Genomic DNA, 13,497 nt, shown 5'->3' on the forward strand with positions numbered 1-13,497 from the left:
CTCCTCAACCATAGAATCTCCCACATTTGAAACTGCGCCAGGGGGTTAGATCGGGTTACTTGCCGAGCTTGCGCAGCTCATCCGACTCCACCACCCGCACCCCATCCTGCTCTTCCAGCGCCAGGCGCCACATGGCCCGGGCCAGTTCGCAGACTTCAATGCCGTGGTACTTGCCCGGAATCAACCGCGACAATGGCCCGGCCAATTGCTCGGCCAGGCGCGGCTCCAGGCGTTCGCCCAGCAGCAGCGACGGCCGCACGATGGTCAGTTGCGGCCAGTCCTGCGCCTTCAGCGCCTGTTCCATTTCGCCTTTGACGCGGTTATAGAAAATCGAGGATTTCGGGTCGGCGCCGATCGCGCTGATCACGATCAAGTGCCGTGCGCCCATTTCCCGCGCACGTTTGGCGAAGGCCACGACCATGTCCAGGTCCACGGCGCGGAAGGCCTCTTCAGAGCCGGCCTGCTTGATGGTGGTGCCCAGGCAGCAGAACGCGATATCCACCCGGCCGCTCAGTTGCGGCAGGAAGACCGCCGGGTCGCCGACCGGGTTTTCCAGGTGTGGGTGCTCGGCCAGCGGCTTGCGGCTCGGTGCCAGCACGCGGGTCACGGTGGGCTCGTTGAGCAGGCGGTCGAGCAGGTGTTCGCCGGTGAGCCCGGAGGCGCCGGCGAGCAAGATATGCTGCGGTGTCAGGTACATGGTGTTTCCCCCTTGTTACACATTACAGCTTAGTTGTCTTTGGCTTCCTTGCTATTCATTGAGACGCTTTCGAGCGCCTTTCGTGCCTGCTGCTTGCGTAATAATTGCCAGTGGGCGATGACGCCCTTGGGGGCCCAGATCTGCGGCTCGGAGGCTTCGAAGTTGTCCGCCTGTTCGCGTTCGGTCACATGCAGCTGCGCGAGCTTGAACGCCTGCTGCAGGTCATCGGTCTGGTTGAAGGCTTGGGCGAAGAGGGCGTCGCCAAAGTAGGTGAAGTCAGCTTCCTCGGAGCAGCCGAAGGACACGCGGTCGGCGCGCGAGGCGGTCATGATCAGCGTGTGTTCATCCTTCAGCGCCGGGATAAACCCGCCGGAGTAGCAGGCGGAAATCACGATGATCTTGTCGCGATTCTTCAGCGGCGTGAGCACCGCCGCCAGTTCATCGGCGGGCAGGTCGGCCAGCTCCATGCGCGGTTGGTCGAGCACCAGCTCGTGTTCGTGGGTGCCGTGGCTGGTCAGGTAGATGAACACCAGGTCTTCCGGACCGCTGCGCTCCGCGAGGGTCTGGACGGCGCGCCGCAGGCTTTCGCGCGTGGCCATCGGACGGTCGGCGATATGGTCGCGGTGGTTGACCAGGCGAATCTGCCCGCGGGCACCGAAGCGCGTGGCGAGCATATTGCTGACGTAATCGGCTTCGCGCAGGAACACGCTTTGTTTGCCGTCGCCGGCCAGTACCAGGGTGTACAGCTCCACCGCCGAGGTGGAGGCGGGCACCGCGGCGAGGGCGGCGTCGAGCAGGTGGCCCTGGGCCAGGATCCCGGTCTCCAGTGGATCGGGCAGCAGCTTGCCGTCGGCATCCCGCACGCGCATGCCGTTGACCCAGGTACCGGCCTGCACCGTGCCATCGGTCAGCACCAGGGTGCCTTTGCCTTGATAGCTGTCGCTGTCGAAGCCGCCGATATAGAAGCTGCCGTCGGTAAGGTTCAAGCGGCCTTCGCCGGTAAAGCGCCAGTCGACGAACTGGCCGACGTAATGGCTGCCGTCCACGCCGATCAACTCGCCCTTGCCGCTGAGGGCGCCTTCCTTGAACTGGCCGATCCAGACATCGCCGTCGGCGTTTTCGTAGCGGCCCTTGCCGTTGAGCTGGTTCTGCTTGAACTGGCCGACATAGATGTCGCCGTCAGCGCTGTTGAACGTGCCGTTGCCTTCCAGTTGGCCATCCACGAAGTGACCGTTGAACTGGTTGCCGCTGTCATCGTTGCGCTGGCCTTCGCCGTTCGGCTTGCCGTGGGCGAACTGGCCCTGGTATTGGCTGCCATCGGCCAGTTCCAGGCGGCCGAGGCCGGAATACTGGTCGTCCTTGAATTCGCCGCGATAGGTCATCTGCCCCTCTTTGAGGGTGCCTTCGCCGTTGCGTCGACCGTTCTTGAAGCCGCCGACATACTGGCTGCCGGCCGTGGTCAGGCTGCCCTGGCCGTCGAACAGGCCTTGCTGGAACTGGCCTTTATAGACTTCGCCATTGCTGCCATGCCACTCGCCCTGGCCGTGCCACTGGCCTTTGTCGAACTGCCCGGCGTACCAGCTGCCGTTCGGGTAGTCCACGCGACCCTTGCCTTGCAGCAAGCCATCGACCACATCGCCCCGGTAACGGCCGCCATCGGGCAGGCGCGCATCGGGCGGCAACAGCGATTCGCCGTCTCCGCAAGCGGTGAGCAACAGGGCAAGGGCAAGGGGAGCGAGTGGGCGCATAGCGGGATCCGGATAATTGAGCGCCGAGTATGCCGCAGCTGCGGGTTTCATACATAAATTTACATCTGTTGTGGTAAGGATTTTGCCTTTCCACAGATCCGTAGGAGCCGGCTTGCCGGCGGGCATTCAGGGGGAATGCGGCGGCTGTGCGTTTTTCGCTGACAAGCCAGCTCCTACATGGGGGCGGGTGGTTACACGAAGTAGAGCGACAACGACTCGGCTACGTAAGCGGGTTTTTCCTGGCCTTCGATTTCCAGGGTCGCGGTGGCCTTGAGCAGCCATTGACCGGGCTTTTTCTCGGTGACGTCATTGAGGGTCACGTTCAGGCGCACCTTGGAATTGACCTTCACCGGCTGGATAAACCGCACACTGTCCAGGCCATAGTTGACGGCCATCTTCAAGCCTTCGGGCACGATCAGCAGGTCTTCCATCAGCTTGGGCATCAGCGACAACGACAGGAAACCATGGGCGATGGTGGTGCCGAACGGCGTCTGCGCGGCCTTGACCGGGTCGACATGGATGAACTGGTGATCGCCAGTGGCCTCGGCGAACAGGTTGATACGAGCCTGGTCGATGGTGAGCCATTCGGAACGTCCCAGTTCCTTGCCGACATAATCTTTGAGCTGCGCTACGGGTACATAGGGCATTGCGTCTCTCCTTGGTTCATCGGTGCTGTTTTTATGGGTTACAGAGAACCAATGTAGATCATCATGGCCAATCAGCCCGGTCAACCCACCATGCTTTTGGCGAATGCCGATGCATAGGGCGGGCATGCTTATAATGCGGGCGGGTCTTGAGGGGGGAGAGAACGGATGCTGTTACGCGGTCTGACATGGCTGGTGCTGTTTCAATTGATCGGCACGGCGATCAATCATTTGCTGTTACCGGTGCTGCCGGGCCCGATCATTGGCCTGCTGCTGATGCTCGGTTACCTGGTGTGGCGCGGCGAAGTCGGCGAGCCCCTGAGCCTGGCGGCCAGCAGCCTGTTGCGCTATTTGCCGTTGCTGCTGGTGCCGCCGGCGGTGGGGGTGATGGTGTATGCGCGGGACATTGCCGCCGACTTCTGGGCAATCGTCGGCGCGCTGGTGGTGTCGCTGGTGATCGCCATGGGCTTTGTCGGCCTGTTGATGGAGCACATGGTCAAGCGCAAGGAGAAGGATCAATGATCTTCGACTGGCAAGGCGCGTGGACAGCCGTGATTCACCACCCTCTGTTTGGCATCGGTATCACCCTCGGCGCGTATCAATTGGTACTCGCGGGCTTTGAGAAAACCCGCTGGATTTTCCTGCAGCCGGTGCTGGTTTCCATGCTGCTGGTGATTGGCGTGTTGCTCACCTGCGGGCTGAGCTACGCCGAGTACCGCAAGAGCACCGAGATCATGAGCATCCTGCTCGGCCCCGCGACCGTGGCCCTGGCGGTGCCGCTGTACTTGAACCTGCGGCGGATTCGCCAATTGTTCTGGCCGATTTTTACTACGCTGGTGATAGGTGGCGTGTTGGCCACCGGCCTGTGTGTGTTGCTGGGGTGGTGGTTTGGCGCCGAGCATAGGATGCTGATGACGATGGCGCCCAAGTCGGTGACCTCGCCGATCGCCATGCTGGTGGCCGAACAGATCGGCGGCGTGGCCGCGCTGGCGGCGGTGTTTGTGCTGATCACCGGGGTGATCGGCGCGATGATCGGACCCGCTTACCTGTCGCGCCTGGGGGTGCGCAGCCCCGAGGCGCGCGGCATCGCGCTGGGGATGACCGCCCACGCCGTCGGCACCTCGGTGGCCCTGCAGGAAAGCGAAGAGTGCGGCGCCTTTGCAGCGCTGGCCATGAGTCTGATGGGCGTGGCCACGGCGGTATTCCTGCCGCTGGCTGTGTCGGTGATTGTTTAAACCAGGTTTAAGGAAACCTTTATGAGTCTGGCGCTGTTCCCGCTCAATACCGTGCTGTTCCCTGGCTGCACCCTCGACCTGCAACTGTTCGAGGCGCGCTACCTGGACATGATCAGCCGCTGCCTGAAAAAGGGCGAAAGCTTCGGCGTGGTGTGCATCCTCGACGGCAAGGAAGTGGGCATCGCCCCGGACGGCTACGCGCTGATCGGCTGCGAAGCGCTGATTCGCGACTTCAAGCAACAGGACAACGGCCTGCTTGGGATTCGCGTCGAAGGTGGCCGTCGCTTCCGCGTGCGTGACGCCGGCGTGCAGAAAGACCAGTTGCTGGTGGCCGAGGTGCAGTGGCTGGAAGAACAACCGGACCAAGCGCTGGAAGAAGAGGACGCCGACCTCCTGGCCTTGCTGCAGGCCCTGGCCGAACACCCGATGGTCGCCTCGCTGGACATGGGCGCCCACGCCGACGGCCAGCAAGCCCTGGGCAACCAACTGGCGTATCTGCTGCCGTTCACCGAGGCCGACAAGATCGACCTGCTGCAACTCGACGACCCGCAGCAACGGCTGGACGCGATCCAGATGTTGCTCGATGAGCTGCAAGGCGAGCTGTTCACCTGAGTTTCGGAAAACTCCGGTGCTGCTTTCGGACGTTTCTTCGCGGCCCGCTGTGCGTTGCCTGAAATAGTCGCCGATCACATAACGATGATCGGGGAATGGACATGATTCGGCTAGCGCAATCGGAGCAGGCGGTCTGGGACGCTTTTTTTGTCAGCATTGCCGGGCAATTGCTGCAGTCGGACGCCAAGCGCGGTGCGGAATACATCGCCGAGCGCGCCGCAGAGATTGCCGATGAGATGCTGTTGGAGCGACGCGAACGCTGTATTGAGCGTCGCGTTGCTCCCGTCGACTGGTTGGGGCCGGCCCGGAGTCAGTAGGCGTACCTGAGCAGCGCGTGCGGTGTGCCGGTAAAGGCGATAAAACTCAGCACCGCCACTATCGCCGGCAGTAACAGCCACCAGGCTTTCTGCGACATCGGCGGCAATGGGCTGCGGTACTGGCTGACGGTCAGGCTGAACGCACACACGGTCATCGCCAGCAGCGTGCCCGCCAGGATATCGGTGGGCCAATGAGCGCCCAGGTACACCCGGGACAATGCGATAAAAGCAGCGGGGATGCAGCCCAGCAGCATCCAGGTCAGGCGCAACCGCGTGGGCTGGCCGCGACCGGCCAATACCGCCAATGCCAGGAAAAACGCGAACGCGCCGGACGCGTGCCCGCTGGGCATGCTGAAGCTGGTGAGTGGGTCGGTCAGGATCTCCGGGCGACCGCGCGCGAAAAACAGCTTGGTCCCGGTATTGATCACCGCCGCCCCGGCCAGTGTGGCGCCGACAAACACGGCATGCCGCCATTGCCGTGCCAGGAGCAGCAGGCCGGTGAACACGGCGCTGGCGACGAACATCTTCTTGAACTCACCCAACTGCGTAATCCGCACCATCACCTCGTCCAACCAGGCGCTGCGATGTTCCTGGACCAGCGCACTGAGGCCCTGGTCAAAGTCGTTGAGGTGCGGATAGCCGATAAACAGTGCGATCAACAGCGTCAGGCTGGCGCAGCCGATCCACAGCGTCGCGCGACGATGCCCGCGCAGGCTGCTGTTCAAGCTAAGCCCCAGCAGTATCGCCAGGCAGGCCGCGACAATCCCCGCTTCCGGCCAGAACCCTGGTGGCAATGGCAGGCGAAACGCGGCGCCGGTCGCCCAGCCTGGCAACAGGTAGGCCACCGACCAGCCGGCGGCGGCTAGAATGCTGACGGCGGCAAAGCGCGGAAACGGCATGTCGCACATGCCGGCCACCATTGGCAGCATCGGGCGCAGCGGGCCGATGAAACGTCCGACCAACAGGCTGGCGATGCCGTACTTGTGGAAGTAGGTCTCTGCGCCGCTCATCCACTCGGGGTGGTGGCGCAGACCGGGCAGGCGGCGAATGTTCTGGTGGAAATGACGCCCCAGATAATAGGACACAGCATCGCCCAGCAACCCTCCGAGAAAACCCAGCAACAGGGTTTCGCTCAACGACAGCGCACCACTGCCGGCCAAGGCAGCGATGGCAAACAGCAACACCGTGCCAGGCACGATCAGTCCGGCAATCGCCAGGCATTCCACGCACGCGACGATAAACACCGCCACCGCCAGCCATTGCGGGTTGAGGGTCAGCCAGCCAGTAATGCTATCGAGCCATTGGCCCATACAATCCACTCCATCCAAGTTCGTACACCTTGCACGCGCCCGGCAAGCCGGGCTCCTGCAGGCCGTGTCATCACATCAAAAAATAATCGCGGCCTTCGACCTGGCCCCGACGCAGCGGGTTGCGCGTGCAATACGGCGCATAGCCCGCGTCCACGAAGCGGTACATCAAGTGTTCGTCACGGCCACTGGGGATGCCCAGGCGGGTGGTCTGGATGATCTGTGTGGGTGTCTGGCCAACGTCTTCCACATAGAGCAAGTCCTGATCGAAGCGCTTGGCGTCCCAAACCGGCACCTTCAGGCCCAGCGCTTTGCACAGCAGCGTCTGCCCGGCGCACAGCTTCTGCGAGGCACGGGGGCTGCCGTCGGCGTTCGGATTGTTCAACAGCATCTGCGCCAGGCTGGCGGGGCCGGAGCGTTCATCGACCCACGGATAGGCCGATTTGATCAGTACCGCATTGCCCGGGCCGTGGGCGCTGAAGTTCAGCGAATCGCCGCCACGGGCGTAGTACATGTAGATATGGCCGCCATCCAGAAACAAAGCCTTACGCTTTTCTGTGTAGCCGAGTGAGGCGTGGCTGCCTTTTTCGGCCACGTAATAGGCTTCGGTTTCAATAATTCGCGCCGAAAGCCAGATATCGCCGACGCGATGGCGTATGACTTTTCCGAGCAATTCGCGCGCGAGCAATTGTGCATCGCGGTCGAAGAAGCTGTCGGGCAGGGCGCTGGCGGGGAGTTGCGGGGTCAAACCGGACATGGCGTTCAGGGTTATTACGGCTAAATGTGACGGAATAATAACAACTCCCACCTTAATTACCGCTGAACCCCAGGTTTTTACAGTTCATTTCGACCATCCGCCCCTCACCGCTGTCAGTCGGGCGGCGTCACAGCTATAATCTGCCGCTTTCCTCTTTGCCAAGACTCCCTGACCATGACTGAGTCCGTTCTTGACTACATGACCCGCCTGGGTCGCGCTGCCCGTCAGGCCTCGCGGTTGATCGCCCGTGCGAGCACCGCGCAGAAGAACCGTGCCCTGCTGGCAGCCGCCGACGCTCTGGACGCCTCGCGCTCCGAGCTGACCGCCGCCAACGAACAGGACCTGGCCAACGGCCGCGCCAATGGCCTGGAGCCCGCGCTGCTGGACCGCCTGGCGCTGACCCCGGCACGTATCGACGACATGATCGAAGGCCTGCGTCAGGTGGCCAAGCTGCCTGACCCCATCGGTGAAATCCGCGACATGCGTTACCTGCCATCCGGCATCCAGGTCGGCAAGATGCGGGTGCCGCTGGGCGTGATCGGCATCATCTATGAGTCGCGCCCGAACGTGACCATCGACGCCGCGAGCCTGTGCCTCAAGTCAGGTAATGCCACCATCCTGCGTGGCGGCTCCGAAGCGATCAATTCCAACCGTGCCATTGCCGCCTGCATCCAGCAGGGCCTGGCGGTGGCCGAGTTGCCGGCTGAAGTGGTGCAAGTGGTGGAAACCACCGACCGCGCCGCCGTGGGCGCCTTGATCACCATGCCGGAATTCGTCGATGTGATCGTGCCGCGCGGTGGCAAGAGCCTGATCGAACGCGTCAGCCGCGATGCCAAGGTGCCTGTCATCAAGCACCTGGACGGCGTGTGCCACGTGTTCATCGACGTGGCCGCCGATATCGACAAGGCGATCCGCATCGCTGACAACGCCAAGACTCACCGCTACGCCCCGTGCAACACCATGGAAACCCTGCTGGTGCACGCAGGCATTGCCGAGCGCGTGCTGCCGCCGCTGGCTGCCATCTACCGTGACAAGGGCGTGGAGCTGCGGGGTTGCGAGCGCACCCGTGCGCTGCTCGGCGGGGATGTGATCGAGGCGACCGAGCTGGACTGGTACACCGAATACACCGCGCCGATCCTGTCGATCAAGATTGTCGACGACCTCGACGAGGCCATCGAACACATCAACACCTACGGCTCCAAGCACACCGATGCCATTGTTTCCGAGCATTTCAGCGATGCCCGGCGTTTCCTCAATGAAGTGGATTCCGCTTCGGTGATGATCAACGCCTCGACGCGTTTTGCCGACGGCTTCGAGTATGGCCTGGGGGCGGAGATCGGCATTTCCACCGACAAGCTCCACGCACGCGGCCCGGTTGGCCTGGAAGGCCTGACCAGCGAGAAGTACGTGGTGTTCGGCGACGGTCATGTGCGCACTTGATGGCTAAACGCATCGGGCTGCTCGGTGGCACCTTCGACCCCGTGCACATCGGCCATTTGCGCAGTGCCCTGGAAGTCGCGGATGCCCTGGCGTTGGACGAACTGCGCCTGATCCCCAATTTCCGGCCGCCGCATCGCGATACTCCACAGGTGTCGCCGCAGCAGCGCCTGGAAATGGTGCGCCTTGCCGTGGAAGGCATACCGCCGCTGGTGGTGGACGATCGCGAGCTCAAGCGCGATAAACCGTCCTACACTGTCGACACCCTGGAGCTGATGCGCGCCGAGTTGGCCGCGGATGACCAGTTGTTTCTGCTTTTGGGCTGGGACGCATTTTGCGGCCTGCCCTCTTGGCATCGCTGGGAGGAACTCCTCCAGCATTGCCACATCCTGGTTTTGCAACGCCCGGATGCCGACAGCGAACCGCCGGATGCCTTGCGCAACCTGCTGGCTGCGCGGTCGGTAAGTGACCCCTTGGCCCTGACCGGGCCGAACGGGAATATTGCATTCGTCTGGCAGACCCCGCTTGCGGTGTCCGCCACCCAGATCCGTCAACTGCTGGCCAGCGGGAAGTCGGTACGTTTCCTGGTGCCTGACGCGGTCCTGGCCTACATCGATGCGCACGGGCTTTACCGTGCGTCGAACTGAAAAGGCGCGCTTGAACGCACGGACAACCGTGCAGCAAGCGCCCGAACATACGAGCAAAACGAGTTTTTTATGACGAACAAAGACGTAAGCAAAGTTAAGCGCAAAGGCACGTTCAAAAGCGCCCCGCTGCCGGTTGAAGCGCACACCGGCCCTGAGCTGGCTGGCGAAGAGCTGGTAAAAGTCGCCGTGGCGGCCCTGGAAGACGTGAAGGCCCAGGACATCCAGGTCCTGGACGTACGCGACAAGCAGAGCATCACCGACTTCATGATCATCGCCACCGGTACCTCCAACCGCCAGATCGGCGCGATGCTCGACAAGGTCCGCGAAGCCGTCAAGGCCCAGGGCGTCAAGCCGCTGGGTGAAGAAGGCAAGGGCGACAGCGACTGGGTGCTGCTGGACATGGACGACGTGATCGTTCACATGATGACTTCCAACGCCCGTCAGTTCTACGACCTGGAGCGTCTGTGGAAAGGCGCCGAGCAGAGCCGTGCGGCTGACGGCAAGCACCACAGCCCGGAAGTGGGCCACGCGCACTTCGACAAGCTGAACAAAGACCAGGAATAAGGAACGGCTGTGCGCCTGCGTCTGATTGCTGTCGGTTCACGCATGCCCAAGTGGGTGGAAGAAGGCTGGCACGAGTATGCCAAGCGTCTGCCCGCTGAGCTGTCGCTGGAACTGGTAGAGATACCGCTCAATACCCGGGGCAAGAATGCCGACGTGGCACGCTTTATCCGTCAGGAAGGCGAGGCCATGCTGGCCAAGGTCGGCCCCAACGAGCGCATCGTCACCCTCGAAGTGCACGGCAAACCCTGGAGCACCGAGCAACTGGCGGTTGAGCTGGATCGCTGGCGCCTGGACTCGCGCACGGTCAACTTCATGGTCGGCGGCCCGGAAGGGCTGGCGCCGGAAGTCTGCGCGCGGGCGGATCAGCGCTGGTCGCTGTCGGCGCTGACGCTGCCGCACCCGTTGGTAAGGATCCTGATCGGTGAACAGCTGTATCGCGCCTGGACAGTTCTGTCCGGGCACCCTTACCACAAATAATCTGCGCCCCTCCCGATGACCCAGCCGATCCGCATCAAGGACCACGAGAAAGACGCACGTCTGGTACGCGCGCGCGTGGTGTTTGGCGCGATCATGGTCGTGGTGCTGTTGGGGGTGCTGATTGCCCGCCTGTATTTCCTGCAGGTGATCCAGTACGACTATCACTCCACCTTGTCGGAAAACAACCGGGTGCACGTGCAGCCGATTCCGCCGACCCGTGGCCTGATTTTCGACCGCAATGGCGTGGTGGTCGCGGATAACCGTCCCAGCTTCAGCCTGAGCATGACCCGCGAGCGTTCCGGCGACTGGCAGCAGATCCTCGATGTCATTGTCGAGGTGCTGCAGCTGACTCCGGAAGACCGGGTGATTTTCGAGAAGCGCATGAAGCAGGGGCGCCGGCCTTTCGAGCCGGTGCCGATCCTGTTTGAGCTGACCGAAGAGCAGATCGCGCGGATCGCGGTGAACCAGTTCCGCCTGCCGGGCGTGGAAGTGGTCGCACAATTGGTGCGCCACTACCCGCAGGGGCCGCACTTTGCGCACTCGGTCGGCTACATGGGCCGGATCAACGAGAAAGAGCTGAAAAGTCTCGACCCGGTCAACTACAGCGGCACCCACCATATCGGCAAGACCGGCATCGAGCGTTTCTACGAGCCGGAACTGCACGGCCAGGTGGGTTACGAAGAAGTCGAGACCAACGCGCGCGGCCGCGTGCTGCGGGTGCTCAAACGGACCGACCCGGTGCCGGGCAAGGACATTGTGCTGAGCCTGGACATCAAGCTGCAGGAAGCGGCGGAGATGGCCCTGGGTGGGCGTCGTGGCGCGGTCGTGGCGCTGGACCCGAATACCGGCGAAGTGCTGGCGATGGTCAGCCAGCCGAGCTTCGACCCTAACCTGTTCGTCACCGGGATCAGCTTCAAGGCCTACGCCGAGTTGCGTGATTCCATCGACCGACCGCTGTTCAACCGCGTGTTGCGTGGCCTGTACCCGCCGGGTTCGACGATCAAGCCGGCGGTGGCGATTGCCGGCCTGGATGCGGGCGTGGTCACCGCCTCCAGCCGCGTGTTCGACCCGGGCTACTACATGCTGCCCAACTACGATCACAAATACCGTAACTGGAACCGCACCGGTGACGGCTATGTCGACCTGGACACCGCGATCATGCGCTCCAACGACACCTATTTTTACGACCTGGCCCACAAGCTTGGCATCGACCGTTTGTCTGCCTACATGGGCAAGTTCGGCCTGGGCCAGAAAGTCTCCCTGGACATGTTCGAGGAATCCCCTGGCCTGATGCCATCGCGCGAGTGGAAGCGCGCGACCCGTCGCCAGGCCTGGTTCCCGGGCGAAACCCTGATCCTCGGGATCGGCCAGGGCTATATGCAGGCCACGCCGCTGCAACTGGCCCAGGCCACGGCGCTGGTGGCGAACAAAGGCGTCTGGAATCGGCCGCACCTGGCCAAGACCATCGAGGGCGAAAAGCCGCTGGATGAAAACCCGATCCCGGACATCGTGCTGCGCGACCCGTCGGACTGGACCAAGGTCAACCACGGCATGCAGCAAGTGATGCACGGCGCCCGTGGCACCGCGCGCAAGGCGGCGGTCGGCGCGCAGTATCGGATTGCCGGCAAGAGCGGGACCGCCCAGGTGGTCGCGATCAAGCAGGGCGAGAAATATGACCGCTCCAAGGTTCAGGAGCGCCACCGTGACCACGCCTTGTTTGTCGGCTTTGCCCCGGCGGACGACCCGAAAATCGTGGTGGCGGTGATGGTCGAGAACGGCGAGTCCGGCTCCGGCGTTGCTGCGCCCGTGGTGCGCCAAGTGATGGATGCCTGGCTGTTGGCCGACGACGGCAGGCTCAAGCCCGAATATGGCGGCCCCCCTTCAAGCACCGAGGTTACGGCCAGTGAAGAGTAATTTTGACCGCATCCTCTCCAGCGAGGATGTGATGCGTCGCCGCGCGACGTTGCTGCAGCGCATGCACATCGATGGCCCGTTGCTGATCCTGCTGCTGACCCTGGCGGCCGGCAGCCTGTTCGTGCTGTATTCGGCCAGCGGCAAGAACTGGGACCTGCTGATCAAGCAGGCCTCGTCGTTCGGCCTTGGCCTGTTGTCGATGCTGGTGATTGCCCAGCTCGAACCGCGGTTCATGGCGCGGTGGGTGCCCTTGGGCTACGTTGCCGGCGTGTTGCTATTGGTGGTGGTGGACGTGATGGGCCACAACGCCATGGGGGCGACGCGCTGGATCAACATTCCCGGGGTGATTCGCTTCCAGCCGTCGGAATTCATGAAGATCCTGATGCCGGCGACCATTGCCTGGTATCTGTCCAAGCGCACCTTGCCGCCGCAGCTCAAGCATGTGGCCATCAGCCTGTTCCTGATCGGCGTGCCTTTTATCCTGATCGTGCGCCAGCCAGACCTCGGCACCTCGCTGCTGATCCTGGCGGGCGGTGCGTTCGTGCTGTTCATGGGCGGGCTGCGCTGGCGCTGGATCCTCAGCGTGCTGGCCGCCGCCGTGCCGGTGGCCGTGGCCATGTGGTTCTTCTTCATGCACGACTACCAGAAGCAACGGATCCTGACCTTCCTCGACCCGGAAAGCGACCCGCTGGGCACCGGCTGGAACATTATCCAGTCGAAGGCCGCCATCGGTTCCGGCGGTGTATTTGGTAAGGGTTGGTTACTGGGCACCCAGTCGCACCTGGACTTCCTGCCCGAGAGCCACACCGACTTCATTATTGCGGTGATGGGCGAAGAGTTCGGCCTGGTGGGCATTTGCGCGCTGTTGCTGATTTATTTGCTGTTGATTGGTCGCGGCCTGGTGATCACCGCGCAGGCGCAGACGCTGTTCGGCAAATTGCTCGCCGGCAGCCTGACCATGACTTTTTTTGTTTACGTTTTCGTCAACATCGGTATGGTCAGTGGCCTGTTGCCGGTGGTTGGGGTGCCGTTGCCGTTCATTAGCTACGGCGGAACTTCGCTGGTGACATTGCTGTCAGCGTTTGGGGTTTTGATGTCGATTCATACGCATCGCAAATGGATCGCACAGGTTTGAATAAGG

The 13,497-nt window shown here is 62.6% G+C and carries 15 protein-coding genes; 10 read left to right on the forward strand and 5 right to left on the reverse strand.

Features of this window, described 5'->3' with window-relative positions; all coding sequences use genetic code 11:
- Positions 1–55: 55 nt before the first annotated feature.
- The 3 genes from C9990_RS03440 to C9990_RS03450 all read right to left on the reverse strand — a co-directional run bounded on the left by C9990_RS03440 (position 56) and on the right by C9990_RS03450 (position 3,092).
- Positions 56–697: an oxidoreductase gene (locus C9990_RS03440; RefSeq protein ID WP_065910047.1), complete on the reverse strand. Its 642-nt coding sequence runs from the start codon at positions 695–697 to the stop codon at positions 56–58.
- A 29-nt stretch (positions 698–726) separates the two neighbouring features.
- A complete protein-coding gene (locus tag C9990_RS03445) occupies positions 727–2,445 on the reverse strand; it encodes a C13 family peptidase (RefSeq protein WP_106802530.1) in 1,719 nt (572 codons plus the stop codon).
- Positions 2,446–2,636: 191 nt separating this feature from the next.
- Positions 2,637–3,092, reverse strand: a complete 456-nt coding sequence (locus C9990_RS03450) for a MaoC family dehydratase (protein ID WP_065910051.1) — start codon at positions 3,090–3,092, stop codon at positions 2,637–2,639.
- A gap of 165 nt (positions 3,093–3,257) precedes the next feature.
- Between C9990_RS03450 and C9990_RS03455 the strand changes: the two genes are divergently transcribed.
- The 4 genes from C9990_RS03455 (at position 3,258) to C9990_RS03470 (ending at position 5,253) form a co-directional block, all read left to right on the forward strand.
- On the forward strand, positions 3,258–3,611 hold the full coding sequence (locus C9990_RS03455; protein WP_065910053.1) for a CidA/LrgA family protein: 354 nt from the start codon (positions 3,258–3,260) through the stop codon (positions 3,609–3,611).
- Complete coding sequence (locus C9990_RS03460) at positions 3,608–4,324, forward strand: LrgB family protein (protein ID WP_106802531.1); 717 nt, start codon at positions 3,608–3,610, stop codon at positions 4,322–4,324. The genes C9990_RS03455 and C9990_RS03460 overlap by 4 nt, the downstream gene beginning before the upstream one ends.
- 21 nt (positions 4,325–4,345) lie before the next feature.
- A complete protein-coding gene (locus C9990_RS03465; RefSeq protein ID WP_065910057.1) occupies positions 4,346–4,936 on the forward strand; it encodes an LON peptidase substrate-binding domain-containing protein in 591 nt (196 codons plus the stop codon).
- Between the two features lie 101 nt (positions 4,937–5,037).
- Positions 5,038–5,253 (forward strand): hypothetical protein, encoded by a 216-nt coding sequence (locus tag C9990_RS03470; protein ID WP_065910332.1) that lies wholly within the window; start codon positions 5,038–5,040, stop codon positions 5,251–5,253.
- Here the strand turns inward: C9990_RS03470 and C9990_RS03475 are convergent.
- Positions 5,247–6,563 carry a bifunctional DedA family/phosphatase PAP2 family protein gene (locus tag C9990_RS03475; RefSeq protein ID WP_106802532.1) on the reverse strand — a complete coding sequence of 439 codons (1,317 nt, stop codon included), beginning with the start codon at positions 6,561–6,563 and terminating at the stop codon, positions 5,247–5,249. The genes C9990_RS03470 and C9990_RS03475 overlap by 7 nt on opposite strands.
- A gap of 70 nt (positions 6,564–6,633) precedes the next feature.
- Positions 6,634–7,317, reverse strand: coding sequence for a DNA-3-methyladenine glycosylase (locus C9990_RS03480; protein WP_065910061.1), 684 nt, complete (start codon positions 7,315–7,317; stop codon positions 6,634–6,636).
- Between the two features lie 174 nt (positions 7,318–7,491).
- Between C9990_RS03480 and C9990_RS03485 the strand changes: the two genes are divergently transcribed.
- From C9990_RS03485 to rodA, 6 genes are all read left to right on the forward strand, one after another.
- Positions 7,492–8,757, forward strand: coding sequence for a glutamate-5-semialdehyde dehydrogenase (locus tag C9990_RS03485; RefSeq protein ID WP_106802533.1), 1,266 nt, complete (start codon positions 7,492–7,494; stop codon positions 8,755–8,757).
- The gene (nadD, locus tag C9990_RS03490) at positions 8,757–9,401 is read left to right on the forward strand and encodes a nicotinate-nucleotide adenylyltransferase (protein WP_065910068.1); all 645 of its coding nucleotides are present in this window, start codon (positions 8,757–8,759) and stop codon (positions 9,399–9,401) included. Before C9990_RS03485 ends, nadD begins: the two co-directional genes overlap by 1 nt.
- A gap of 69 nt (positions 9,402–9,470) precedes the next feature.
- Positions 9,471–9,965, forward strand: a complete 495-nt coding sequence (rsfS, locus tag C9990_RS03495) for a ribosome silencing factor (protein ID WP_003215432.1) — start codon at positions 9,471–9,473, stop codon at positions 9,963–9,965.
- Positions 9,966–9,974: 9 nt separating this feature from the next.
- On the forward strand, positions 9,975–10,442 hold the full coding sequence (rlmH, locus tag C9990_RS03500; RefSeq protein WP_003176297.1) for a 23S rRNA (pseudouridine(1915)-N(3))-methyltransferase RlmH: 468 nt from the start codon (positions 9,975–9,977) through the stop codon (positions 10,440–10,442).
- A 15-nt stretch (positions 10,443–10,457) separates the two neighbouring features.
- Entirely contained in the window at positions 10,458–12,356 is a 1,899-nt protein-coding gene (gene mrdA, locus C9990_RS03505; RefSeq protein ID WP_106802534.1) for a penicillin-binding protein 2, read from the forward strand.
- 31 nt (positions 12,357–12,387) lie between these two features.
- On the forward strand, positions 12,388–13,491 hold the full coding sequence (rodA, locus tag C9990_RS03510) for a rod shape-determining protein RodA (RefSeq protein WP_065910334.1): 1,104 nt from the start codon (positions 12,388–12,390) through the stop codon (positions 13,489–13,491).
- Positions 13,492–13,497 lie beyond the last annotated feature (6 nt).

Origin of the sequence: Pseudomonas sp. S5D5 (assembly GCF_003013355.1) — a bacterium.
Classification (GTDB): Bacteria; Pseudomonadota; Gammaproteobacteria; order Pseudomonadales; family Pseudomonadaceae; genus Aquipseudomonas; species Aquipseudomonas aylmerensis.